This is a genomic window from Streptomyces sp. NBC_01426 (assembly GCF_036231985.1).
In the GTDB taxonomy this organism is placed as follows: Bacteria; Actinomycetota; Actinomycetes; order Streptomycetales; family Streptomycetaceae; genus Streptomyces.
Genome location: NZ_CP109500.1, coordinates 374,545 through 398,034 on the forward strand (window position 1 = coordinate 374,545; position 23,490 = coordinate 398,034).

Annotated in this window: 17 protein-coding genes and 1 pseudogene; 9 read left to right on the forward strand and 9 right to left on the reverse strand. The window is 71.7% G+C overall.

Annotation, left to right across the window (positions count from 1 at the left end; translation table 11 throughout):
- Positions 1 to 223 precede the first annotated feature (223 nt).
- On the reverse strand, positions 224 to 1,834 hold the full coding sequence (locus OG906_RS01795) for an RICIN domain-containing protein (RefSeq protein ID WP_329439280.1): 1,611 nt from the start codon (positions 1,832 to 1,834) through the stop codon (positions 224 to 226).
- A 943-nt stretch (positions 1,835 to 2,777) separates the two neighbouring features.
- On the opposite strand from OG906_RS01795, the gene OG906_RS01800 reads away from it, so the two are divergent.
- On the forward strand, positions 2,778 to 3,695 hold the full coding sequence (locus OG906_RS01800) for a peptidoglycan-binding domain-containing protein (protein ID WP_329439282.1): 918 nt from the start codon (positions 2,778 to 2,780) through the stop codon (positions 3,693 to 3,695).
- A gap of 76 nt (positions 3,696 to 3,771) precedes the next feature.
- On the opposite strand, the gene dgoD is transcribed toward OG906_RS01800, so the two are convergent.
- Genes dgoD through OG906_RS01825 form a run of 5 tightly spaced genes read right to left on the reverse strand, consistent with a single transcriptional unit; the run spans position 3,772 to position 8,243 of the window.
- Positions 3,772 to 4,917 carry a galactonate dehydratase gene (dgoD, locus tag OG906_RS01805; RefSeq protein ID WP_329439284.1) on the reverse strand — a complete coding sequence of 382 codons (1,146 nt, stop codon included), beginning with the start codon at positions 4,915 to 4,917 and terminating at the stop codon, positions 3,772 to 3,774.
- A complete protein-coding gene (locus OG906_RS01810; protein ID WP_329439286.1) occupies positions 4,914 to 5,666 on the reverse strand; it encodes an SDR family NAD(P)-dependent oxidoreductase in 753 nt (250 codons plus the stop codon). The genes dgoD and OG906_RS01810 overlap by 4 nt, the downstream gene beginning before the upstream one ends.
- A 50-nt stretch (positions 5,667 to 5,716) precedes the next feature.
- Positions 5,717 to 6,658, reverse strand: a complete 942-nt coding sequence (locus OG906_RS01815; protein WP_329439288.1) for a sugar kinase — start codon at positions 6,656 to 6,658, stop codon at positions 5,717 to 5,719.
- Positions 6,655 to 7,281, reverse strand: coding sequence for a bifunctional 4-hydroxy-2-oxoglutarate aldolase/2-dehydro-3-deoxy-phosphogluconate aldolase (locus tag OG906_RS01820; protein ID WP_329439290.1), 627 nt, complete (start codon positions 7,279 to 7,281; stop codon positions 6,655 to 6,657). Before OG906_RS01820 ends, OG906_RS01815 begins: the two co-directional genes overlap by 4 nt.
- The gene (locus OG906_RS01825; protein WP_329439292.1) at positions 7,278 to 8,243 is read right to left on the reverse strand and encodes an SMP-30/gluconolactonase/LRE family protein; all 966 of its coding nucleotides are present in this window, start codon (positions 8,241 to 8,243) and stop codon (positions 7,278 to 7,280) included. Before OG906_RS01825 ends, OG906_RS01820 begins: the two co-directional genes overlap by 4 nt.
- 140 nt (positions 8,244 to 8,383) lie before the next feature.
- On the opposite strand from OG906_RS01825, the gene OG906_RS01830 reads away from it, so the two are divergent.
- A complete protein-coding gene (locus OG906_RS01830) occupies positions 8,384 to 9,634 on the forward strand; it encodes an ROK family transcriptional regulator (RefSeq protein ID WP_329439294.1) in 1,251 nt (416 codons plus the stop codon).
- A gap of 22 nt (positions 9,635 to 9,656) precedes the next feature.
- Here the strand turns inward: OG906_RS01830 and OG906_RS01835 are convergent, their stop codons facing one another.
- Positions 9,657 to 10,640: a LacI family DNA-binding transcriptional regulator gene (locus OG906_RS01835; protein ID WP_329439295.1), complete on the reverse strand. Its 984-nt coding sequence runs from the start codon at positions 10,638 to 10,640 to the stop codon at positions 9,657 to 9,659.
- Positions 10,641 to 11,035: 395 nt separating this feature from the next.
- Here OG906_RS01835 and OG906_RS01840 point away from each other — a divergent pair, with 395 nt between their 5' ends.
- The 6 genes from OG906_RS01840 to OG906_RS01870 all read left to right on the forward strand — a co-directional run bounded on the left by OG906_RS01840 (position 11,036) and on the right by OG906_RS01870 (position 19,645).
- Positions 11,036 to 13,132 (forward strand): glycoside hydrolase, encoded by a 2,097-nt coding sequence (locus tag OG906_RS01840; RefSeq protein ID WP_329439297.1) that lies wholly within the window; start codon positions 11,036 to 11,038, stop codon positions 13,130 to 13,132.
- 202 nt (positions 13,133 to 13,334) lie between these two features.
- Entirely contained in the window at positions 13,335 to 14,348 is a 1,014-nt protein-coding gene (locus OG906_RS01845) for a metallophosphoesterase family protein (protein WP_329439299.1), read from the forward strand.
- 348 nt (positions 14,349 to 14,696) lie between these two features.
- On the forward strand, positions 14,697 to 16,646 hold the full coding sequence (locus OG906_RS01850) for an RICIN domain-containing protein (RefSeq protein ID WP_443067346.1): 1,950 nt from the start codon (positions 14,697 to 14,699) through the stop codon (positions 16,644 to 16,646).
- A 60-nt stretch (positions 16,647 to 16,706) separates the two neighbouring features.
- Positions 16,707 to 17,678, forward strand: a complete 972-nt coding sequence (locus OG906_RS01860; RefSeq protein ID WP_329439301.1) for a DUF916 domain-containing protein — start codon at positions 16,707 to 16,709, stop codon at positions 17,676 to 17,678.
- Between the two features lie 318 nt (positions 17,679 to 17,996).
- Entirely contained in the window at positions 17,997 to 18,794 is a 798-nt protein-coding gene (locus OG906_RS01865) for a calcium-binding protein (protein ID WP_329439303.1), read from the forward strand.
- 68 nt (positions 18,795 to 18,862) lie between these two features.
- Complete coding sequence (locus OG906_RS01870; protein WP_329439305.1) at positions 18,863 to 19,645, forward strand: calcium-binding protein; 783 nt, start codon at positions 18,863 to 18,865, stop codon at positions 19,643 to 19,645.
- Positions 19,646 to 19,871: 226 nt separating this feature from the next.
- On the opposite strand, the gene OG906_RS01875 is transcribed toward OG906_RS01870, so the two are convergent.
- Positions 19,872 to 21,341, reverse strand: coding sequence for a CehA/McbA family metallohydrolase (locus OG906_RS01875; RefSeq protein WP_329439307.1), 1,470 nt, complete (start codon positions 21,339 to 21,341; stop codon positions 19,872 to 19,874).
- A gap of 203 nt (positions 21,342 to 21,544) precedes the next feature.
- On the opposite strand from OG906_RS01875, the pseudogene OG906_RS01880 reads away from it, so the two are divergent.
- Positions 21,545 to 21,724: pseudogene (locus OG906_RS01880) on the forward strand (DNA alkylation repair protein); the annotation flags it as partial.
- Positions 21,725 to 21,774: 50 nt separating this feature from the next.
- On the opposite strand, the gene OG906_RS01885 reads toward OG906_RS01880, so the two are convergent.
- Complete coding sequence (locus OG906_RS01885) at positions 21,775 to 23,235, reverse strand: MFS transporter (RefSeq protein WP_329439309.1); 1,461 nt, start codon at positions 23,233 to 23,235, stop codon at positions 21,775 to 21,777.
- Between the last annotated feature and the right edge of the window lie 255 nt (positions 23,236 to 23,490).

Here is a 23,490-nt window from a genome sequence, read left to right on the forward strand (position 1 = left end):
GTTTCCTTCATAAGTCAACAGTGTGAACCGGCGGTTTCCGATCGATGCGCCCCCGTGACCTTCCGTGGCGCACTCGGGCCGCCACCCCGCCTTCCCTTGAACTTCGGCCCTCTGACGTCCCCGAGGGCGAATACTCGGGGCGGGACCGACCCCCGCCGAGCGTGACGCACGTCGACACCGAGTGCATGTTGATATCCGCTGATTCATGTTCGACTCTGTTGGTCTACCGCTTCCCGCTCGGGGTTCGCCCGGAGGACTCGTTCCAGCGCTGCTCGGCAGCCGGGCCTGTGCGACCGAAGACGACAGGAGCGCCGGGGGCGCCTGACGTCACGGCGTAGTCCGGTGCGATACGGGGCTTGATGCGGCCCGCCGCGTCGGTGGAGAACACCACGTTGTCCCCGGTGGCCTTGCCGAGCGCCGAGCACGACCAGACGCCCACGCCGTCCCCGGTGGTACCGCGCGCGTCCAGGCAGAAGCCCGGGTTGGCGGCATTGTGCAGGAGCCCCTTCTCATCGAGCCGCCACTGCTGCGCCGACGCCCCCTCCTGGCAGCGGGTGGTGATCACGTCGACGCCGTTCGCGAAGGCGCCGCCGCTCACGTCCAGACACAAACCGGTGGCGGAATTGACGGCCGGCACGTACCCGGAGGCGCGAAACGGCCGCACCGGCTCGGCAGCGGAGGTCTCCGTCGGTGCGGGGCCGCTGGACGAGGGCCGACCGCCGGGCGACGCCTCGGCGGACGGTGACGCGCGGGAAGAGCGTCGGGGCGAAGCGGATGAGGAGGGCGGCACCCCGGTCCCCGACGGGGCGGGGGACACAGTGCCGTTGCCGGCGTCGGCGCGCGATGGCGGTGGGACCGCCGGCGCCTCACCGGTCGCCGAAGGCCCCCAGGCCGGACGAGCTGCGACGGCGAACGCCACCGTCGTGACGAGGACCGTCACGACGCCGATGGTGACCAGTCCGGCCGGCCTCCGGAGGATGGCCGACAGACCTCGGCCGGCATCGTCGGGCTCCGGCCGATCTCCGGGCGGATCCCCCTCGACCGGGCGTGGTGGCCCGCCCGCGGCGTCCACCCCCGTTCGGGCGCCCCCGAGAAGGTAGAGGGGCCCGCGGGGACCGAGCAGCGAGCCGACCAGCAAGGGGCGGGGAGTGTCGCGGAGGACGACGAGGCCGCGGAGGGCGGCCGCGCAGCCGGGACATCCCTCGACGTGGCACGTCAGGTCCGGATTCCTGCGCACGTCCGCGCGCTCGGCGGCCGCGGCCAGCAGGCGGGCGTAGGCGGGGCAGTGCGGGGTGGGTGCCGCCTCCAGGTGGACCCGCAGGAAGGCCTCACCGCACGAGGCCAACGCCCGTTGCGCCAGGTCGGGTACGGAGTCGGACCGATCCCCGGTGATCACCGCGACGCGGCCGTCCGGCTCCTCCTCGACCACGGAGTGCCACAGGACCGCCTGGGTACGGGGAGGCAGCCTGGCGAACGCCTGCCGGACGAACGATTGGAGGACCGGGTCCCGCACGGCCTCCACCTGGCCGGTCGACGGCGGTGGTGTGGCGCCGGCGGGATGTGCGGCTCCTTGCTCCGGCGCGGATGGGGACACCATCGTCAGCAGCACCAGGCGAGGAGGCCGGTCGAGGGATTCGGTGGTGGAAGAGGCCAGCATGCGTGCCAACTGGTCCATCGCGCGATCCGCGGCTCGGGGGGCGGTCAGGGGATCGTCGCCGATCGCCCGGGCGAAGGCGGTGACTTGTTGCCGGTGACGCCGTCGCAGCTCGGCCTCCGCCGAGGGCGCCGCCTGGTCCGCGGCGCGGATGGCGTCGCACAGTCGCTGGTCGGTCATCCGACTCACAGCGGAGTGATGATTCATCGACACGTGGGGAACGTCCTGGGTGGGAAGTGGAAAGTCGCCCCATTGTTCAGGACATGGCACGCCCGCGGATAGTTCTTTCGGGTGCCGATTTCGGGATATCCGCCCCAAGGTAATTTCGGGCCGGATTTCACTTCACGCGCAGGGCGAGCCGCCGGAATTCCCCTCGATGAGAGGTCCGCGTTCCACAGCGCCGGCCGGCACACGATGCCAGCCGGCCGTACAACAAGAAACGGAGATCGCCGGCGCGTTCCTCGCCGCGTCTCGGAAAGCCGGCACCCTGCCCTCACCTGAGGGTCGGGCGTACCCCGGCCTGACACGCGAGGACACTCGACGGCAACCTCACACCGAACAGAATCAGACACACACGCAAGGAAGTCAACACCCTGGTTTCCGCCCCACGACCGCACGAGCCGCCTGCGCCGACGGCTCGGCAACCCTGCCCCCAAGGGGTACAGGAGCCCGGGCGCCGGGCCACCAGCCGACTTCTCTCCCATGGCCCCGCTCGCGCGGCAGACCGCTGCCGGTCGCCGAATCGAGCACTTCAGGACAGCGGGCATGGCGCCGCCCCCACGTCGTGACAGGTCGCCGTAGACCCCTGGCGCATCGGCCGACCCCTTCCCGAAACCTCCTCTCCCGCACCACTGCCCCAAGGAGGCAATTCCCTGGAGGCCGGCCCCGAGTGACCCTACGGCGCATTGAGCGGATCGTTATCAACTGGGATCCGACGGGACTGGATCTTCCTGCTTCACACACAGTAAGTTCACCGTTCACCCCCTTCCTCCCCGAACGATCTTCTCGCGGTGAACGCCGCGTCAGATGGCCCGTCCCGATGCAGAACCGACAATTCCCGAGTTGCACGGCGCCGCGCGCCGAGGGGCTGTGCGGCATGTCCCGGAAATCCGACTGGAGTCCCGTGAGCACCCCCTTCTGCCCTCGATGCGGCGACATCCCGCAGTGCGCCTGCACCGCCGCCCACGACACGGCGGCCCCCGGCCGGGCCGGCGCTCCGGCACAGTTCGACCAGGAGTGGGTACGGCCGTACCTCTCCCTGCACGAACCGACGCCGGCTGACGGGCCGGCCGCCACCACGGTGTCGTGGGTCATACCGCAGGCGGTCCACGAGAGCGAACTCCCTCCCGGTAGCGAGAGGTTCGGCCCGCCCGTGGTCGTGGTCAGGACGGGAGCCCACCGGGCGCACAAACCCGCGCGTCGGCGTCGGCAGCTCCCCCTCACCGCGGCGCTCGCCACCCTGATCGGCTCCGCAGCCCTCGCGGGCACGTACGCGCTCGGGCGAGACCAGGACAGCCGGGACGTGACGGCGCCCCCTCCCGCGAGCAGGCTCGACATGGTCGACGAGGGCGAGACGCCCGACGAGGCGCCGGACACGACACCCGAGCAGCCCCGGCCCCCCGGCTCGCTCCCGAGCAGTGGGCAACGGGCCGTCCCGGCAGCGGGGCGCGGTCTGCCGGGCACCGCGGCCTCGGTTGCCCCGCCCGCGCCCTCGACACCCGCGGCCGGTACCACGGAAGCGAGTTCCACACCGTCCACCGCGCCGCTGCCGGACGGTTCGGGCACGACGCCGCCCTCCAGTGCGCCGGTGACTCCCACCGAGGGGCCGACGTTGCGACGCCACGACACGGGGCGCGAGGTCGTGGACCTACAGCGCCGGCTCGCGCGGATCGGATCGTGGGACTTGCCCCAGCGAGGCCGCTACGACCAGCACCTGCAGAACGAGGTCGCGCGGTTCCAGGCGAGGCACGGCGTCCACGACGACCCGCCCGGGGTCTACGGCCCGGCCACCCGAAGACTGCTCGAATCCCTCACGTCCTGACGAGCGACGGCCGGCGCCCGACAGGGCCCGTCCGCCCCTGCGCGGGAGACGTCGAGGCGGCGTCTCCCGCGCGGGGTCACCATTCGGCGAGGGAGCCGTCTGCCCGTCGCCACACCGGGTTGCGCCAGCGATGGCCGGTCTCGGCGGCCCGCTCGACGGCCTTCTCGTCCACGTCGATGCCGAGTCCGGGCGCGGTGAGCAGGCCGACGTGGCCGTCCTCGTACTGGAAGACGGACCGGTCGGTGAGGTAGTCCAAGAGGTCCGACCCGGCGTTGTAGTGGATCCCGAGACTCTGCTCCTGGATGAGCAGGTTGGGGGTGGCGAAGCCGACCTGGAGGCAGGCGGCCAGCGCGATCGGCCCGAGCGGGCAGTGCGGGGCCAGCGAGACGTCGTGGGCCTCCGCCATCGCCGCTATCCGCCGTACCTCGGAGATCCCGCCGGCGTGGGAGAGGTCGGGCTGGGCCACGGCGATCCCCTGTTGGAGGACCGGCTTGAAGTCCCAGCGGGAGTAAAGCCGTTCCCCGGTGGCGATGGGAATGCTGGTGGAACGCACGACCTCGCCGATGTGGGCGCTCATCTCGGGGACCACGGGTTCCTCGACGAAGAACGGCAGGTACGGCTCCAGCAGCGGCAGCACCCTGCGCGCCATGGGGAGGGTGAGCCGGCCGTGGAAGTCCACGGCGATGTCGAACTCGTCGCCGACCTCCGTGCGGACGCTCTCCACCCGTTCGACGATGTCACGGACGGCCCGGGGCGTGTCGATCAGTTCCAACTGGGGCGAGGCGTTCATCTTGATGGCCGTGAAGCCCTCGGCCTTGCGGGCCGCGGCCTGTTCCGCGACATCGGTCGGGCGGTCGCCGCCGATCCAGCTGTACACCCGGGCCCGGTCGCGGACGTTGCCGCCGAGCAGTTGCCACACGGGGACTCCCAGGGCCTTGCCCGCGATGTCCCACAGCGCCTGGTCGATGCCAGCGACGGCGCTCGACAGGACGGGACCGCCGCGGTAGAAGCCGCCCTTGGTGAGGACCTGCCAGTGGTCCTCGATGCGCATCGGGTCCTGGCCGACGAGGTGGTCGGAGAGTTCTTCGACGGCTGCCGCGACGGTGTGCGCGCGGCCCTCGACGACCGGTTCGCCCCAGCCGGTGATGCCCTCGTCGGTGTCCACGCGCAGGAAGCACCAGCGGGGGGCCACCAGGTAGGTGCGCAGGGATGTGATCTTCACTTGGACTCCTTCTTCACGGCCCAGCCGCCGTCCACGGTCAGGTTCGTGCCGGTGATGTACGAGGCGTCGTCGGACGCGAGGAAGGCGACGGCGGCGGCCACTTCGTCGGGGTGGCCCAGCCGTCCGAGGGCCGTGGCCCGGGCGGAGAGCCGGCGGCCCTCCTCGTCCACGTCCTCCCAGTTCTCGGTGAGGATGGGGCCGGGGAGCACGGAGTTGAAGCGCACCTCGGACCCGTATTCGACCGCGAGTTGCCGGATGAGTGCGCAGATGCCGCCCTTGGCCGCCGCGTAGGCCGGGTAGCCGGGCAGGCTGCACAGCGCGTGCACGCTGGAGGTGGCGACGAAGGAACCGCGGGTGGTGCGCAGGTCGTCGAGGAACGTCCGCACGGCGAGGTAGGGCGCCTTGAGGTTGACGGCCAGCTCGCGGTCCCAGTCGTTTGCGCTGACCTCGTGTGCGGGCGCGTCGGTGTGGGTGAAGGCGTTGCTGTGCACGACGGCGACCGGGCCGAACAGGGTGTGGGCGCGGTCCCGCACGTGGCGCCACTCGTCCTCGGAGGAGACGTCGCACCGCACGAACGCGGCGCGTCCTCCGTTGTCGCGGATCCTCTGTGCGAGTGCGGCGCCGGCCTCGTCGGCGATGTCGGCGAGGACGACGGCCGCTCCTTCGGCGGCCAGGCGTGCGGCGCTCGCCGCGCCGATGCCGGACGAGGCGCCGGTGACGACGACGGTTCGCCCTGTGAATCGGTTCATGGGTTGTCTTTCCTGTGCTTTCCTGGGCCGGGGTGCCGGGGCACGACCGGTCAGCGGGTGACGTCTTCTCCGTGGAGGAGGTCCAGTTCGGCGCGTCGGGGCAGGCCCTCCCAGTCGCCGGGCGATGCCACGGCGAAGGCCCCGCATGTCGCGGCGAGCCGGAGGCGGGCGGGGAGGGGCGCGCCGTCGAGGAGTCCGGCGAGGTATCCGGCGACGAAGGCGTCCCCCGCGCCGATCGGATCCACCAGGGTGACCGGCACGATGTCCTGGGCGGCCTCCCCGTCGTCCGTGGCCGCGAGGGCTCCTCGGGCGCCGAGTTTCAGGACGGCCTCGCGCGGGCCGAGTCCGAGCAGCGTGCGCGCCATGGTGGCGGGCTCGGCCTCGGGAACGACCAGGGCGGCCTCGTCGGGGCCGGCGAAGACGATGTCGGCGAGGGCGACGAGTTCGTACAGTTCGGCCGCGGCCTCCTGCCGGGACCACAGTCGGGCCCGGTAGTTGAGGTCCAGGGAGACGGTGACGCCGGCGGCGCGGGCGAGGTCGACGGCCCGTCGGACCGCGGCGCGGGGGGCGTCGCCGAGGGCGGGGGTGATGCCGGTGACGTGCAGTACGCGGGCCCGGGTGACGAGTTCCGGGTCGATGTCGTCGGGAGTGAGGCGGGAGCCGGCGAGTCCGCGTCGGTAGTAGGTGACGCTGGTGTGGTCCGGTGTGCGGCGTTCGCGCAGCATGAGTCCGGTCGGTGCCGTGTCGTCGACGCGGGCCCGGGAGACGTCCACCGACTCGCCCCGCAGCCCGTCGAGGATCATCGTGCCGGCGCTGTCGGCCCCGACCCGGCCGGTCCAGGACGCCTGGTGTCCGAGGCGGCTGACGCCGATGGCGACCGTGGCTTCCGCACCCGCGAACCCCAGGCGGAGCGAGGTGCCGCAGGCGAGCGGGCCGGGTCGGTCGGCGGCCAGGACGGCCATGGTCTCGCCGAGGGTGACGAGCGCGGTCATGAGCGGATGCCGTCCAGCAGCGTCGCCGCCCGTTCGCGCAGCGCGTCCAGGTCGCCGCCTTCGCAGGCGTCTCCGACGAGGGGGCTTCCCATGCCCAGGGCGGTGGCCCCGGCCGCCAGGTAGGCGGAGGCTTCATCGAGCCCGATGCCTCCGGTCGGCACCAGCGGGATGTCCGGCAGGGGGGCCCGGACGGCCCGCAGGTAGTCCGGGCCGCCCAGGGAGGCGGGGAAGAGCTTGACCATGGTGGCTCCGGCCCCCCAGGCGACCGCGATCTCGCTCGGCGTCAGGGCGCCGGGCAGGACGGGGACACCGAGGCGGCGTCCTTCCCTGATGACGTCCGGGCACGTGGCCGGGGTGATCAGGTAGGTGGCGCCCGCCTCCACGGCGCGCTGTGCGTCGAACGGTGTCATGACGGTTCCCGCTCCGAGGGCCAGTCCGGCCGGCTTGGACCGGGCGTACTCGCGCAGCGCGTCCAGGACGCCCGGTGTGGTGAGCGTGAACTCGACGGCTCGGATGCCCGCGTCGTGGAGGGCGTCTGCGGTGGCGGCGAAGTGGCGGGGCGACCGCGAGCGAAGGATGGCTATCGCGGGGGCGGCGGCGAGTGCGGGGGCCAGGGCGGTCATGATGCGGAACCTCGGGGTTCGTGAGGGGTGGTGGAGGACGCGGGGTACCGCGCCGGGTCGTCGGCGAAGGGCGGGACGGGCAGACCGGTGGCTCCGGGCCGGCAGATGAAGAGCCGGCCGGCGTGCGGCGCCGCCGAGAGTTGTTCCGGGGTCAGGCCGTCGGCTGCGGTGGTGATCACCAGGAGGTCCAGGTCGGGGCCGACGAAGGCGCAACTGGAGACGTGTGAGGCGGGGACCGTCACGACGGCGTGGAGGGCGCCGTCGGGGGTGTACGCCCTGACCTGTCCGGCCCCCCACACGGCCACCCAGACCCTGCCCTCGGTGTCGACGGCCAGGCCGTCCGGTACGCCGGCGGGGCCGGTGGCGGCGAAGGGGCGGCGTGCCGTCAGGGCGCCGGTGACGGGGTCGTGGTCGAAGACGTCGACGCGGCGCGTCGGGCTGTCCGCGTAGTACAGCAGCCGGCCGTCCGGGCTCCAGCCGAGTCCGTTGGAGATGGTGACCGAGTCGAGCAGGGTCGTCACGGTGCCGTCGGGGTCGAGGCGGTAGAGGCTGCCCGCGCCGGGTGTCCCGTCGTAGGCCATGGTGCCGGCGAGCAGCCGTCCGCCGGGGTCGCACTTGGCGTCGTTCATCCGTCGCGGCGTTCCGTCGTCGGGTACGTCCGGAGCGGCGAACTCCGTGGCCACCCCGGTGTCGTCGACGTTCAGGAAGGCCGTGCCGGCCGCCACGAGGAGCCCGCCGCAGGCGCGGAGCGCGACCGCTCCGACGGGCCGGTCCAGGCTCACGGTGGTTCCGGGCCCCAGGTCCGGCAGGCCGCTGTCGTCGTCGCGGGCCACCAACGGGGCCCGGTGGACGAGGCCCGCGGGGATGTCCACCCACAGCAGGTCACCGCGCCCGGCGTGCCATACCGGTCCTTCGGTCAACTGTCCGGGCACGGGTGCGCACGGCAGTGCGGTCAGTTGCATGATGTCGCTCCTCACTTCCGACGGCGAAACTCTAGGACTTCTTCTAACCCATGTACATAGTCATCGTCCAACGCCTGGAATAAGCTCTGACGTCAGCACAACCGTCTCTGCCCGCCGGCAGAGTGAGAGGACGCGCACCCATGGCCAAACGCACGGCCCAGGACATCCGCCGCCGCAACCGGTTCGACGCGCTGCGGTGCGCCTTCGCCGCCCCCGGCCCGGTGAGCCGGCAGGAGATCGCCGCGGCGACAGGACTCTCTTTCGCGACCGTGGCCAACCTCGTCGCGGAGCTGCTGGAGGCGGGAGTCCTGGCGGAGGCCGGCCACGAGGACTCGAAGGGCGGGCGCCCGCGCGCACGCCTCGCCGTCAACGCGGAGCGCGGGGCCCTGATCGGGATCGACGTCGCGGAGACGTCCGTGCAGGTCGAGCTGTTCGACCTGGCGCTCACGGTGCTGCGGAGCGTACGGATGCCCCTGCCGCAGGCCGACGTGCGGCCGCAGGACGTGGTCGAGGCCATCGTGGCCGGGGTGGAGGGCCTGGCGGACGCCACGGGGACGCCTTCGCGCATCCTCGGAGCGGGTGTCAGCGTCCCCGGCCACGTGGAGCGCGAGGGCGGCGTGTCGGTCTTCTCGCCGTACTGGTCCTGGCGCGACGTACCGCTGCGCTCGCTCCTCGCCGAGCGTCTCCCCATGCCCCTGTACCTGGACAACCCGCTCAAGGCCGGCACCGTCGCGGAGATGTGGTTCGGAGCCGGGCGTGAGGTCGACGACCTCGTCGTGGTGACCCTGCGGACCGGCGTCGGCGCGGGCATCGCGGTCGACGGCGCGCTGTACCGGGGCGCGACCAACAGCGCCGGGGAGTGGGGTCACACCTGCCTGGTCCCCGGCGGCCGGGAGTGCCGGTGCGGCAGGCGGGGATGCGTGGAGGCCTACGTCAGCACGCGCGGCATCGCCCGGACCGTGCGGGAACTGGACGAGAACAGCCCCCTGCTGGACGCCGACGAGGATGCCGTCGTCGCGCATGTCGCCCGCGCTTCGGCGGAGGGCGACCCCGTGGCCGTCGAGACCGTGGCGCGGACCGCCCACTACCTGGGGACGGCCGCGGCCGATCTCCTCAACCTGTTCAACCCGCAGGCCCTGGTGCTCGGCGGCCGGGTGGCGGAACGGCTCGGCGAGCCGCTGCTACGGCAGACCCGCGAGGTCATCGCGGAACACGCCCTGCCGGCGACGCTGCAGGCGCTCACCTGCCGGCTGAGCACCGTGACGGACAACCCCGTGAGCCTCGGGGCGGCCACGTTCGCCCTGGAGGGTTTCCTCGACGACCGCGAGACCTTCGGCACCGTGGCGGCAGGACGCCGCGCCGCCCGGGCGGCGCGGGAACGGACGCCCTGAGGAGGGCCGCCGCCCGGCCGGCTCAACCGGCCGGGGCCGCCGTGCTCTCGCGCACCACCAGGAGGGGTGCCACCGAAGCCTGGCGCGGAGTGTCGCCCTCGCCGCCGATCTGCTCCAGGAGCAGCGCGACGCAGTGCCGGCCCACGGCGTCGAAGTCCTGCCGGACCGTGGTGAGGGAGGTGGGGAAGAAGGCGGCCTCGGGAACGTCGTCGAATCCGGCCACGCTGACGTCCTCGGGCACGCGCCGGCCGGCCTCGTGCAGGGCGCGCAGGACACCGAGGGCCATCTGGTCGTTCGCGGCGAAGATCGCCGTCACCTCCGGTCGGGCGGCCAGTTCACGTCCGGCCTTGTAGCCCGAGGCCGCGGACCAGTCCCCGTACAGGAGCGGCGGGGCGACGGCGCCCGCGTCCTTGAGCGAGCGGTGCCAGGCCTCGGCCCGGCGGCGCGCCGCGTAGGAGTCGCGCGGGCCCGCGACGTGCCAGACCGTACGGTGACCGAGGCCCAGCAGGTGCGCGACGACGCTGCGGGTCCCCTCGGCCTGGTCGATGTCGACGTTCGCGTAGCGGTGTCCGGTGTCCCCGTCGGCGAAGACCACGGGCACGGCGGACGGCAACCGCAGTTCGGGGGTGTCGAGGATCTGCGACTCGATCAGGATGATGCCGTCCACCGACTGCACCATCAGCTGTTGGAACGCCTGGCGCACGGCGGCGCCGGTCTGCGCACGGGCTCCCATGAAGTTCACGAAGAGGTCGGCTTCGCGGGCGGCGTCGGTGATGGCGGCGAAGGTCCTGGCGTTGCCGTAGGCACTGATGTCGAAGCTGATGACGCCCAGCGTCCCGAACCTTCCGGTGACCAGCGCCCGCGCGGCCGTGTTGGGCCGGTAGCCGAGCATCTTCATCGCGGCCAGCACCCGGTCGCGGGTGGACGCGTCCACGTTCTCCCGGTTGTTGGCCACACGGGAGACCGTCTGCGAGGAGACCCCGGCCATGGCCGCCACATCGGCCATGGAGGGCGACTGGCGCAGCGGACGGGACCTGGGTGATCGTGATCCGACTTCGCGCGGCATGTGAACCGGACCTCCGAACCGGGGCTTCCTGGGGAACTGCGTGCACTGCGTGCACTGCGTAAGGATGTTAGCGCTGCACACCCGGGGACGAGCAGGCCACCGGGACTCGGCGGAGCGCGACGTCGGCGACAGGAGGCCGGCCCCAAGCGGCGACCGGGCTCGCGCGGGCTACTTGTCGGTTTCCTTGACACGGCCCCGCCCCGCTTCGACACTCACCCCGAACCCGCAAGTGTTTACGTAAACACGCCAGGAGCCGGCTCGTCGGTGGCTGCGTGCTGCCCACCACGGCCTCGTGCTCCTCCCCCGCATCCGCCCCGCACGACAGGAGAACACCCGTGCTCCGCACCAGAAGCAGGACCATCCGCGGCAGCAGGGCCGTCCGCACAAGCGGCCCCCTCCGCGAGAAGCGACGTAGACGGCGCACCACCCTCGCGGCATCGCTCGCCGCCGTCGCCGCACTCCTCACCGGCGGGGCGGCGTCCCCGCCGGGCCCGAGCGACGCCACCGCGCCGACGGCCGTCCCCATCCGCCTCGACCCCGGCTACCAGCAGCAGCCGTTCGAGGGCTGGGGCACCTCGCTCGCCTGGTTCGCCCAGGTGACCGGCGGCTGGCCCGACGCCCAGCGCAACCGGCTGGCCGACGCCCTCTACGGCGCCGACGGGCTGGGTTTCACCGTCGCCCGCTACAACATCGGCGGCGGCGACAGCCCGGAGACCGAGCCGTACATGCGCGCGGGGGCGGCGGTACCCGGCCACTGGAAGCGGCCGGGCCCCGAAACGCCCGACTGGTGGGACCCGGAGAACCCGGAGCACTGGGACCCGTACGCCGACGGCACCCAGCGCTGGTGGCTCAAGGCGGCCAAGAGCCGGGGCGCAGACACCTTCGAGGCGTTCTCGAACTCCCCTCCGTACTTCATGACGCGCAGCGGGCTCGTCTCCGGTGCGGTGAACCCAGCGGACGACAACCTCCGCTCCGACCAGTACGAGCGTTTCGCCGCCTACCTCGCCGGGGCCCTGCAGCGCGTGCAGCGCGCCACCGGGGTCACCTTCGACTCCGTGTCCCCCGTCAACGAGCCGGGCACCGCCTACTGGCGCGCGGGCGGGCGCCAGGAAGGCTCCCACTGGGCGCCCGGCTCCCAGGCCCGCATGATCACGGCACTGCGGACCGAGCTGGACCGGGCCGGGCTGCGCACGCCGGTCGCGGCCATGGACGAGACGAACCCGGACCTGTTCCGCGCCGATTGGGAGGGCTACGGCGACACGGCGCGCGCCGCCGTCGGCCGGCTCAACACCCACACCTACGGGACGCACGGACGCAGTGGGGCTCGGGACATCGCCAAGGGAGCGCACACCCCGCTGTGGATGTCGGAGGTGGACCTGGGCGGCACGGTCCCGCAGAGCTTCACGGACATGAGCCCGGCTCTCGACCTGGCCGGTCGCATCACCGACGATGTCACGGAGCTCGAACCGCGGGCCTGGGTGCTGTGGCAGGCGGTGGAGGACTACGAGAACATGAGCCCGGCCCACGAGAACTCCAACTGGGGCCTGATCCAGACAGACTTCACCCCGGCGGACGCCGCGCGCGAGCCGCTGCGCAAGAACAAGAAGTACTGGGCGATGGCCCAGTACAGCCGGTTCATCCGGCCGGGCGCCCGCGTCATCGCCACCGGTGACACCGACACGCTGGCCGCGATACGACCCGGCGGCCAGGGCGCGGTCGTGGTCCACACCAACGCCACCGGTTCGCCCCGCACGATCGCCCTGGACCTCTCCGGCTTCCGGAGCGTCTCCGCGGCTCCGGTGCAGCGCTACACGACGGACGCGTCCAGGAACGTCCACCGGGAACCCGACGTCTCCCCCTCGGGCAGACGCCTGACCGTGACCCTCGATCCGGGCTCGGTCACCACCCTCGTCGTCCCGGGCGCGTCCGGCGTGAATCCCGCGGCGACGACCGTTCCCTCCGCGGCTCCCCGCCTCCTCGTCAACGACCACAGCGGACTCGCGCTCACGGCCGCCCCGACCGGAGGAGCGAGTCCCCTCGTCCAGCACGCGCCCGACCGCCCCGACAGCGCCCAGCAATGGGTGTTCGCCAAGTCGCTGCCCGGCGACTGGGGCAGTACGGCCACCTACCGCGTGACGAACGTCGGGAACGGCAAGGCCCTCGCCGTCGCGGGGGACACGCTCACCCTGGCCACTCCGGGACCGTCCCCGCGGCAGCGCTGGATGCTGTCGACCGCCGGCGACGGACACTTCACGCTGATCAACAGCGCCACCGGCGCCCTCCTCGACGTCACGGGCGCCTCCACCGGTGACGGCGCTCCGATCGGCGTCCACCGGCCCACCACGGGCAGGAACCAGTCCTGGACCCCCTCCACCGAACGCCGTTCACCCCCCTCGCGACCGGCGGCGAACCGGCAGGAGCGGACCGGGTGAGGCGTCGCGGCCGAGGACGGGCCGGCGACCGTCCCCGGCCGCGCGGCCCGCGCGGCCTCGATGCCGGCCCGTCCGCACATCAGGCAAGGCGTTGCGCGGCATTCACCTGACGGCCTCTTTGATTGCGTAAACATAACGGGTCTAGACCCAACTGCGGGTCTCACCCGAGCCCGCGTATCCAGTAGCGGAAGGACACCACCCCATGAAGCGCAGGTCTCTGCTCACCGCGACGGCCGGCGCCGTCGCCCTCGGCGCGGCAACGCCGGCGACCGCGCAAGCGCGGACACCCGACCGGGATGCCACACCCCTCACCACCTTCAACGTCATCAGCGACATCCAAGGGGATCTGGGCGACTTGACCGTCGCCCTGAGGGACATCGCGGCCACCGCCCCGCACAGCTCGGGACTCGCCGTCGCCGGCGACATCACCCCGCGCGGCTACGACTTCGAGTACGCGGCCGTGCGGCAGGTGATGGAGCGCGGTCCACGCCCGCACAAGGTCGCCTGGGCCATCGGCAACCACGAGTTCTACGTCCCCAAGTACGCCGATCCGCAGACACTCGCCCTGTCGACCTGGCCCAACGGCACCACCGAGGACTCCCTGTTCCGCAGCTTCCACCGGTTCGCCGGGCGCGGCACGGTGTACGACGAGACGACGTTCGGCGGCATACCGGTCCTCAGCATCGGAACCGAGCGCTACATGCACTACCACAACCCCGAACTCTGGGACGAGGTGTGGCTGAGCGAGGCGCAGTTGTCGTGGCTGGAGGAGCGCCTTCGGTACTGGTCCGGACGTCGCAAGCCGGTCATGGTGATCGCCCACCACCCGCTGCCGAACACGGTCTCGGGTACGCGCAACAAGCTCTACACGAGCGATTACCTTCAGGCCGACGCGCTGCTCGGCCTGTTGGGCCGCCACCGCGACGTGTTCCTCTTCAGCGGGCACACGCACTGGAACCTGGCCCTGTCCGACTGGTACGTGCGGCGGGTGGTGCCCGGCACCGCGAACCTGGACGGGTTCTCCGTGTTCAATACCGGGGCCGTGCAGACCGGTTTCACCGACAACGGGCAGGGCGGCGAGAACACGGTCCCCGGCGTCTTCAACCAGGGCCTCCAAGTGGAGGTGTACCGCGACCGCGTCGTCGTCAAGGCGCGCGATTTCGCGACAGGACGCTGGATGAAGCAGATCTCCGTCCCCCTGGCCACCAGGATCTGACGAGGCGTCCGCGGGCCGCGGGCAACCTTCGGGCGCGCATGAGCATCTCCTCTCCCGAGCACCGCGGACCCGACCGCCGACATCGCTCACGAGGCGAACCCCTCCGCAGGCAGGATGACTTGGGCGACGGGCGCGCCCCGGCGCGCCCTGGGCGGGTGACTCTCCGCTCCGACGTCATCCACGAAACGTCATAAGTGTTTACAAGCTGTTGACATTCAGGCGACGGGCGGGCCACTCTCTGGGCACAAATGTTGGTTCACGCGCAGAAATGTTGTTTCCTGTGTGAGTGGGGGCGGGACCCTTCACTCACACAGGGGTCATGGCTGCGCGGTGACATCGAGGATCTGCATGCGAAGAGTGAGATCCCTCCTCATGGGCCTGAGCCTGCTCCTCCCCGTCCTGGGCGGAGCGCCCGCGGCGTCGGCCGCACCCGTCGGCAACGAATCCGGCACCCAGTTCCCGGACACCACGGGGGAACGGGTGCAGGCGCACGGCGGTGGAGTGCTCAAGGTCGGCGACTTCTACTACTGGTTCGGGGAGGACCGGGGCGAGGACAACAAGTTCCGCTACGTGTCGGCGTACCGTTCCAAGGACCTGAAGAACTGGGAGCCCCGCGGTCACGTCCTGACCCAGGAGGCCGACCCGGAGGTCCGTTCCGCGGTGATCGAGCGACCCAAGGTCCTCTACAACGAGAAGACCAAACAGTTCGTGATGTGGATGCACAAGGAGGCGGACGACTCCTACGCCGAGGCACGGGCCGCGGTGGCGGTGTCCTCCACGGTGGAGGGCCCGTACGAATGGAAGGGATCCTTCCGGCCGAAGGACGCCTCCGGGGCCGAGCACATGTCCCGTGACATCACGGTGTACGAGGACAAGGCCTCCGGCAAGGCGTACATGATCTCCGCCGCCAACCACAACGCCGATCTGCACATCTACGAGCTCAGCGACGACTACACGCGGGTGAAGGAGCTGGTGGCGAACCCCTGGCCCGGCCAACACCGGGAATCCCCGGCCCTGTTCAAGCGCGGCGACGTCTATTTCATGCTCACCTCCGGGACCAGCTACTGGAACCCGAACCAGCAGATGTACGCCACCGCGACGAGCATCACCGGACCGTGGTCACCGATGAGGGACGTCGGGAGCCACGACGGCCACCATTCGCAGACGACGTTCGTCCTGCCGGTGGAAGGCACCGAAACCACCTCCTTCCTCTACATGGGAGACCGGTGGGCGGGTGTGGGCTCCGACCCCAAGCGGGTCAACGACTCGACGTACGTGTGGCTCCCGTTGGAGTTCCCGACGGCCACGACCATGACGCTTCCCTGGTACCCGCGGGTCGCGATCGACACGGAGAAGGGCCACGTCTCCGGCGCGGGGGGCGACCCCCTGTACACGATCACCGGCCGGCAGAGCGGCGCCTGTGTGACCGTACCCGGCAGCCTGTCCGACAAGCAGGTGCCGGTGACCCAGGAGAAGTGCGCCGGCGGCCTGAACAGCCAGTGGCGGTTCACGGACAACAGCAACGGACACGTCCGTGTCCTCGCCCAACACAGCGGCAAGTGCCTCGACGTCGCGGATAAGTCGACCGCCGACGGCGCCGAGGTCAAGCAGTACGACTGCGGGTGGGGCGACAACCAGCGCTGGCGCTTCGAGACCCTCCCCGACGGCTACGTCCGCATCGTCGCCCGGCACAGCAGCAAGTGCCTGGACGTCCAGGGCGGGTCCGCTGCGGCCGGGGCCAAGATCGTCCAGTCGGAGTGCAACGGATCAGCCGGTCAGGCGTGGAAGGTCAGCGCCGCCACGGATCCGACCGGCCCCACCGACCCGACCGATCCCCCGGTCCCCGGTACGGCCGACCAGCGGCTCACCACCTCGGTCAACGCCGGTGTGCTCACCATGTCCACCACGGCGGACCCCGTACGGCTGCCCCCGGTCGACTTCGGTGCCGGGGGCACCTCGACCGGGCGCCTCAACACGGTGGACGTCAAGGACTTCCGCGGCGGCAAGGCCGGCTGGTCACTCACCGGCAAGGTCACCGACTTCACCGGGTCGCGCGGAAAGATCGACGCCGGCCGGCTCACCTGGACACCCACGTGCATCGCCAAGGCCGACAGCCCCGGCACGTGCACGGCGGGAAGTCCGGGAACCGTCGGAAAGGACGGCGCCACCCTGGCCTCCTCCCCCGACGGTGACCTGACCGGCGGAGAGTTCACCGCCGACGCCACCGTGTCCTTGAACGTTCCGAAGTACACGCCCGTCGGCGAGTACGCCGGAACCCTCACCCTCACCCTCCTCTGACCGCGCCCGCGTGCCGGACGCCACGCGTCCGGCACGCGACGCCCAGAAAGCCGAAGAGCCATGCGCGCAGCCTCCGTCGCCCTCCTCCTCCTCGCCCTGACGGCCCTCTCCCCCGCACCGGCCGGCGCGGCGGACAACGGCGAATGGTCGGTCAAGCCCGCCGACTCCGCGATCACGCCGCGGGCGGCGTTCGAACTCCCGGCACGCCCCGGCACGACGCTCTCCGATCGCGCGGTCGTCACCAACACCACCGACAGGGCCCTGACGTTCCGCCTGTACATCGCCGACGCCCACAACACGGAACGCGACGGCGGACTGGCCGTGCGCGGCATCGAGGAGACCCAGCGGGACGTCGGCGCCTGGGGAAGGCCCGAGCGCGACGTCATCACGGTCCCGGCGCGTTCGGCGGTGACGGTGGGCATCACGTGGCGCGTTCCCCAGGACGCCTCGCCCGGCGACCACGTGGGAGCCCTGGTGGCCGTGGATGACCGCGTGCGCCCCGGAGCCGGCTCCCACCTCGGCGTCCAACGCGGCGTCGGGGCCAGGATCTACCTGCGCGTCGACGGACCGCAGCGGCCCGGAGTGGCCGTCGAGGACGTACGGTTCACGGCGCAGACCCCCTCGATACCGTGGGCGGGCGCCGCCAAGTCGACCGTCTCGTACACCCTGCGCAACACGGGCAACGTGAGCCTCGACCCCCGGGTCTCCGTCCACGTGGGCGGCGTCTACCTGGGAGGGCCCTCCGAACGGCGGTTGACGGACGTGCCGGCGGAACTGCTCCCGGGGCAGAAGGTGCGGCTCTCCGCATCCTGGTCCGGCGCACCCCTCGCGGGCTGGGGCGACGTCACCGTGACGGCGACCGCGGACGGCTCCCGCGACTCCGGATCCGACACCTTCCTGGAAGTGCCCTGGTTCATCGTCGGATGCCTGGCGCTCCTGTCCGCCGTCGGGCTGACGGCCCTTCGGCGCAGGCGCAGGGCCGTACCGGCAGCCCGAGCAACCCGAGCAGCCCGGTCCGCCGATCACGAGTGACCTCCCTCTCGACCGACCGGCCAACGGACCGACGGACGCACGGACCGATGGACGTACGGACCGACGCCATCGAGCCGACATGTGGCCGAAGTTGGCGGCTTCCATGCCCGGCAGAAGGCGGGTTTGCGCAGGTCGGGACCTGCATACCGGTCGGACCGGCGCGACGGGAGGCCCTTGACACCAGGCTCCCCGAGCATTCAATCTTCCCGCGATGATGGGTTCTGTGCAGATGCGTTGAATTCTGAGCGTTTCCCAAGAGTCCATGCGTCTCTCCATCGGCCCGTCCGACGTCCCCGAACGCTTTCCAGGAGGCAGATCATGGACAAGGCGTTACCTCGCACCCTCGCTCTCGCGGCAACAGCACTCGGTCTCGCCCTGAGCCTCGCCGGCCCGGCGGGCGCGACCCCCGCTGCGCCGCTGCCCGACAGGTCGGCCACCGGCTCGGCGGCGTCAGGCACGTTGGTGAGCACGGCAGGCACGTCCGTCACCGTCACCGCCGGCGTGGGCCTGAGCAACACCATCACCGTATGGCAGGTCGGCGACACGATCCGGGTGAGGGACACCGGCGACACCGTCACCGCACTGGGCGGCTGCACCACGGTCAGCGCCAACGAAGCCGTCTGTCCGGGAGCAGGGAACCTCACCGAACTCGTCGTCAACGCGGGCGATCAGGCCGACGACGTCACGTCCTCCCTGGCGAGTCCGGGCGTGACCCTCATCGGTGGCTCCGGGGACGACAGCCTCTACGGCGGGAGCGCCAACGACACCCTGGAGGGCGACGAGGGCTCCGACTTCCTCTCCGGGGGAGGCGGCAACGACACGCTGACCGGCTCCAGCGGCCCGGACCGGCTCTTCGGAGGCCCCGGCAACGACTCGATCGAGGGCCGGGGCGGCTCCGACATCATCAACGCCGGCGCGGGGAACGACGTGGTGAGCGGCGGCAACGGCAACGACCACGTGATCGCCGGCACCGGCAACGACTCCGTGGAGGGCGGCGCGGGTCGGGACAGCCTCGACGCCGTCGACGAGATCAGCGGCAACGACTACGTCCTGGGAGGCGCCCAGGACGACACCTGCCGGGCCGACCTGGGCGACAGCGTCACCGAATGCCCGTGAGCGGCAGGCGGAACCCGTACGGGGACCTGCCCGCCATGTACGTGCCCACGACGAAGGAGACACCTCACATGACGATGCGACACATCCGCGCGCTCCTGGCGGCGGGAGTCCTCCTCGGCGCCGCGCTGAGCGGCACGTCGGCCGCTGCCGCGCCGCTCACGCCGGGACCCCGGCACCTCGTGAGCACCACCGCGGTCGAGATGTCCGGCGGCACACTGATCGTCACGGCCGGCCAGGGCGTGGACAATGACATCACCATCCGCCGCCAGGGTGGCGTCGTCCTCGTCTCCGACGCAGCGGCGGAGTTACGTACGGCGGCCCCCTGCAAGCCGAGCTCACAGGGCGGCGCGGAGTGCCCCGTCCCCACGGCCGTACAGGCCAACGGCCAGGACGGCGACGACGCCATCACCGTCTCCCCGAACCTCGACGCCCCCGCCACCCTCTACGGGGGCAGCGGCAAGGACCGGCTCAACGGCGGCCCGCACGCCGATCGGCTGGTCGGCGACGAACCCGCCGGGATCCTCGGCTCCGGCGCGGCGACTCCGGGCAACGACACCATCAACGGCGGGCCGGGCAATGACACCATCTTCGGTCTGGGGGGCAACGACACCATCAGTGGCGGGCCGGGCAACGACACCCTGAACGGGAACGAGGGCAATGACACCCTCAACGGGAACGCCGGGAACGACACCCTGACCGGTGAGAGCGGCAACGACACGTTGAACGGCGACGAGGGCACCGACACCCTCGACGCCGTCGACGGCGTCAGTGCCAACGACAGCCTCGACGGCGGTCTCGCATTCGACTCCTGCGCCCGCGATACCGGCGACACGATGGTCAACTGCCCCTGACGGTGGCGGTATCCGCTGCGGGCCACGCCCTCTCCGGGGTGTGGCCCGCAGTGGCGAGCAGCCACGGGCGTGGATGCCGGGAACCAGCCCTCGGAGGGGCTTCGCGCGGGTGGTCGCTCGGAAGTATCACCGGCACATCCCGTCCGCCCCAGCGGGCTTGAACGCGGGCCCCGGCCGCGGCCGGGCGAAGGCGAACCGGTGTCACGTCCACCCCCGCACCGTGATCTCAGGAGCCGAGCCGGATCGGGTTGGTGAAGGCGGCCAGGGGGCCGGGCAGTGGTGGTAGTTGAGCGGGGTGGCGGACCTCCGCGCGGACATACGCGGAGCGGGTCGGGGTGGTGCGCCATTCCAGGGTCGTCGCGGCCGGAGCGGTGAGAACGAGGCCCTGGTCCGTGATCAGCCTCAGCTCACACCCCTGGGCTCCCGTCACCGACAGCCGGACGAGGACCTCCGTGGCCGGGTCCGCGGACCGCAGCCGCTCCCCGATGCCGGCGTGGGCTCCGCGCGAGGTGACAGCGGTGAAGGCGACCGAGACGGCGGAGGATTCCGCGGCGTAGGCACGCCCTGCGCGCAGGCCCGCCAGGATCGCCGTACGGGACAGGTCGTCGGCCAGGACGACGGTCTGCGGTCCCCCGACGCGGTCCGGGTCGCGGTGGTAGTCGCTGTGCGCCAGGGCCGGGATCCAACGGTCCCCTTGGGCGCCTCGCAGGCCGGCGTCCCAGGCGGCCAGGGCCACCTCGTCATCGGGAGTCCACGGACCGTTCCACACCTCCACGGCGTCGGCCTCGCCGAAGCCGAACTTCCAGGCACAGCCGATGCAGGTGGCGTGCGGGTGGGCCGGGACGACGAGTCCGCCGGCCTGGCGGACGGCGCGGGCGAAGCGCTCGAAGCGGCCGTCGCGGGCGCGGTAGCGCCAGTCGACGAACGTGCCCGGGTCGGTGCCGATGGCCAGGACGTGGCCCGTACGGGTGGTGACCTCCTCCCCCGTCAGGACGAGCAGGTTCTCGGCGGCGGCGTCGGCCCAGGCCGTGTGGGAGCTGTGGGTGTTGTGCTCGGAGGTGTTGATGAAGTCCAGGCCCGCGGCCCGGGCGAGGCCGATGATCTCGGCCGGGGTACTGCGGCCGTCGGAGTGGACGGAGTGGATGTGGCAGTCCCCTCGGTACCAGGCGCGACCGCGGCCCGCTATCCGCTCGGGCGGGTAACGGACGGGGGTGGCCGGCTGCGGTTCGCCGAACGTGAGGGTCACGGTGATCTCGTACGGCATGCCCTGCGGGGCCACGGTGTAGGGGCCGAGCGCGATGTGCCAGCGACCGGGCTCCAGCGGGCCGGGCAGGTAGCCGGGCGTGGCGTCGTCGGCACGGAGAAAGAACTCGGAGCGGGCGCCGCCGGACCAGCCCCGGAAGCCGCGCCCGCCGAGCGCGGTGCCGCGCTGGTCGAACAGACCCATGTCGAGGGCGTTGCCCGGCGTACCGGGTGGGGTGGCAGGCTTGTCGTAGCGGTAGGAGACCCGCAACTCCCTTACGCCCGGCGGGAGTTCCAGGGGCAGGTACACGAAGTCCGGGGCACCCGGCGGGATCGTTCCGCGCAGGGTGACGGTGGTGGTCGGCTCCGTTTCCGCGGGCGTGCCGGAGGAGGCGGTGACGGCGGTGGCCGTCGCGGTTGCCTGTGCCAGTAGTGCTCGTCTACTGAGGGCCATGGCGTCGAGCATCCCAGGGAAAGGTGAATCCGGCGTGTACGACGGGAGGGCCGCTTCTCTCTTGGAGGTCCACAAGGCCTTGCTCGGCCTCGCCACCTGCCTCATCACCCACCGCGGCTGGAGTGGCCGAGAAGACGCCGATCGGAACCCCGGTGGCCGAGGTGCCGGCCGAGCCGGCCGAGCTCGACGACCCGAAGACGCGTGCGGTGAACCACTGCCTGGCCCAGATCGGGATCGAGCACGCCGAGCTCCGGGCCCGTGCGATCGACATCGGCGAGCGACTCCAGGTACTGAAGGACTACCCGACCTCCTCGGGCTGCACCTCTCCGTTCGCGCCCGTCTGGATCACCGAGATGGCGAGTCGGCAGAGCGACAGGACGTAGCCCCCCTGCGGCCCCCACCGCCCCAGGGCGCCGGGGGCCCTTGCCGGCCGTCAGCAGCGGCGGCCCCGACCGGGCGGCCGTGCCGGCGCCGCCGCCGTCGTCCCCTCGCGTCGGAAGAAGACGACGAGGAAGGTCAGGGCGACCCCCGCCGCGACCACGTACAGGGTGGTACTGATGCCGTGGGCCGTCCGGTTCCGCAGCGCCTCCCCGCTCAAGCCGTGCAGGCCGGTCGTCGCCACGAGCACCAGAACGGCGAGGCCCACGGCGGCGCCCATGCCCGCACCGGTGGAGGCGATCCCGGATGCGGTGCCCTGGTCGTGGTCGGCGACGCCGGTTCCGGCGGCGATGAACATGCCGGTGAACACGATGCCGTCACCGACGCTGAGCGCGACGAGCCCCGGTACGAGGGAGCCGTACGAACCGTCGGGGGTGATCGCCTGGCCGAGCAGGACGGCTCCGAGCGCACCGATGGCGAGGGCGCCGAGCAGCGTGTTGCGCAGTCCGAACCGGGTCACCATCCGGCCGGCCGTCGTCGACCCGGCGACGACGACCGTCGTCGGGACGATGAAGCCCGCTCCGGTCTGGAGAGCGTCGTAGCCGAGGACTTCCTGGAAGTAGAGCGAGAGGAAGTACAGCACGGAGCCGAACGTCGCCATGAACAGGAAGGCGATGACAAGGCTGGTGACGAGGCTGTTGTTGGCGAGCAGCCGGGGAGGAACGAGCGGGTCGTCGCTGCGCCCCTCGACCAGCGCGAACACACCCAACAGGACGAGCCCCGCCACGGCACTGCCGAGGATGCCCGGCGAACTCCAGCCCAGCTCCGGCCCCTGGACCAGGGCGAACACGATCAGCGTGACGCCGAAGGTGACGCTGAGCGCGCCGGGCAGGTCGAACCCGCGGTCCCTGTCGCGCGGCCTGTCCTTCGGAATGAGGACGAACGCGAGCAGCAGGGCGGGCACCGCGAGCGCGACGTTGACCAGGAACACCGCTTCCCAGCCGAGGACGTGGGTCAACACTCCGCCGAGGAGAACGCCGATCACCAGTCCGGCCGCACCCGCTCCGCCCCAGATTCCCAGCGCGCGGTTGCGCGGGCCGCCTTCGGCGAACGTGACGTTGATGAGCGCCAGGGTGGTGGGGAAGACCAGCGCGCCCCCGAGGCCCTGGACCGCGCGGGCGACGAGGAGCATCGGGGGCCCGGTCGCCAGTCCACCGACAAAGGCCGCGCCCGCGTAGAGGGCGAGACCGGTGGCCAGTACCCGGCGGCGGCCGAGGAGGTCCGCAGCGCGTCCGCCGAACAGCAGGAAGCCGGCGGAGGCCACCGCGTAGGCGCTGATCACGGACTGGAGGGTTCGTGCGGAGTATCCGAGGTCGTGAGCGATGTCGGGGAGCGCCACGACGACGATGTACTGGTCGAGGGAGACGGTGAACATGGCGAACGACAGCAGCGCGAGAGTCGCCGTCTCGCGGTTCCAGCCGAGCCCGCCGGGCCGGGACTTCGCGTCAGACGCCACGACATAACTCCTTGGGCAGCACCGACACAAGCAGAACAACGCGGCACATAGGGGATGCCCCACTATGTCATGGGCCCCGCTTGAAGCGGCCTCTCTCTTTTCGGGTCGCACTTTCCTCGCCACACTCGACAAGGCCTCAAGATGTACGAGATCGCCGGAATGGCGGAATCATCACACACACCGACAGAGTCGGATTATCTGCCCGGAGGGAAAGGAGTGGGCCGAGCAGGGCAATCGCGACCCCCAAGAGGGGTC

Excerpts from the sequence above, each read along its gene's own strand:
- OG906_RS01830 (WP_329439294.1), top strand. The coding sequence starts at position 8,384 with ATGGCCAAACGCACGGCCCAGGACATCCGCCGCCGCAACCGGTTCGAC.
- OG906_RS01860 (WP_329439301.1), top strand. The coding sequence starts at position 16,707 with ATGCGCGCAGCCTCCGTCGCCCTCCTCCTCCTCGCCCTGACGGCCCTC.
- OG906_RS01810 (WP_329439286.1), bottom strand. The coding sequence starts at position 5,666 with ATGAACCGATTCACAGGGCGAACCGTCGTCGTCACCGGCGCCTCGTCC.
- OG906_RS01850 (WP_443067346.1), top strand. The coding sequence starts at position 14,697 with ATGCGAAGAGTGAGATCCCTCCTCATGGGCCTGAGCCTGCTCCTCCCC.
- OG906_RS01875 (WP_329439307.1), bottom strand. The coding sequence starts at position 21,341 with ATGGCCCTCAGTAGACGAGCACTACTGGCACAGGCAACCGCGACGGCC.
- OG906_RS01870 (WP_329439305.1), top strand. The coding sequence starts at position 18,863 with ATGACGATGCGACACATCCGCGCGCTCCTGGCGGCGGGAGTCCTCCTC.
- OG906_RS01835 (WP_329439295.1), bottom strand. The coding sequence starts at position 10,640 with ATGGCCGATGTGGCGGCCATGGCCGGGGTCTCCTCGCAGACGGTCTCC.
- OG906_RS01815 (WP_329439288.1), bottom strand. The coding sequence starts at position 6,658 with ATGACCGCGCTCGTCACCCTCGGCGAGACCATGGCCGTCCTGGCCGCC.
- OG906_RS01845 (WP_329439299.1), top strand. The coding sequence starts at position 13,335 with ATGAAGCGCAGGTCTCTGCTCACCGCGACGGCCGGCGCCGTCGCCCTC.
- OG906_RS01865 (WP_329439303.1), top strand. The coding sequence starts at position 17,997 with ATGGACAAGGCGTTACCTCGCACCCTCGCTCTCGCGGCAACAGCACTC.
- OG906_RS01825 (WP_329439292.1), bottom strand. The coding sequence starts at position 8,243 with ATGCAACTGACCGCACTGCCGTGCGCACCCGTGCCCGGACAGTTGACC.
- OG906_RS01795 (WP_329439280.1), bottom strand. The coding sequence starts at position 1,834 with ATGACCGACCAGCGACTGTGCGACGCCATCCGCGCCGCGGACCAGGCG.
- OG906_RS01820 (WP_329439290.1), bottom strand. The coding sequence starts at position 7,281 with ATGACCGCCCTGGCCCCCGCACTCGCCGCCGCCCCCGCGATAGCCATC.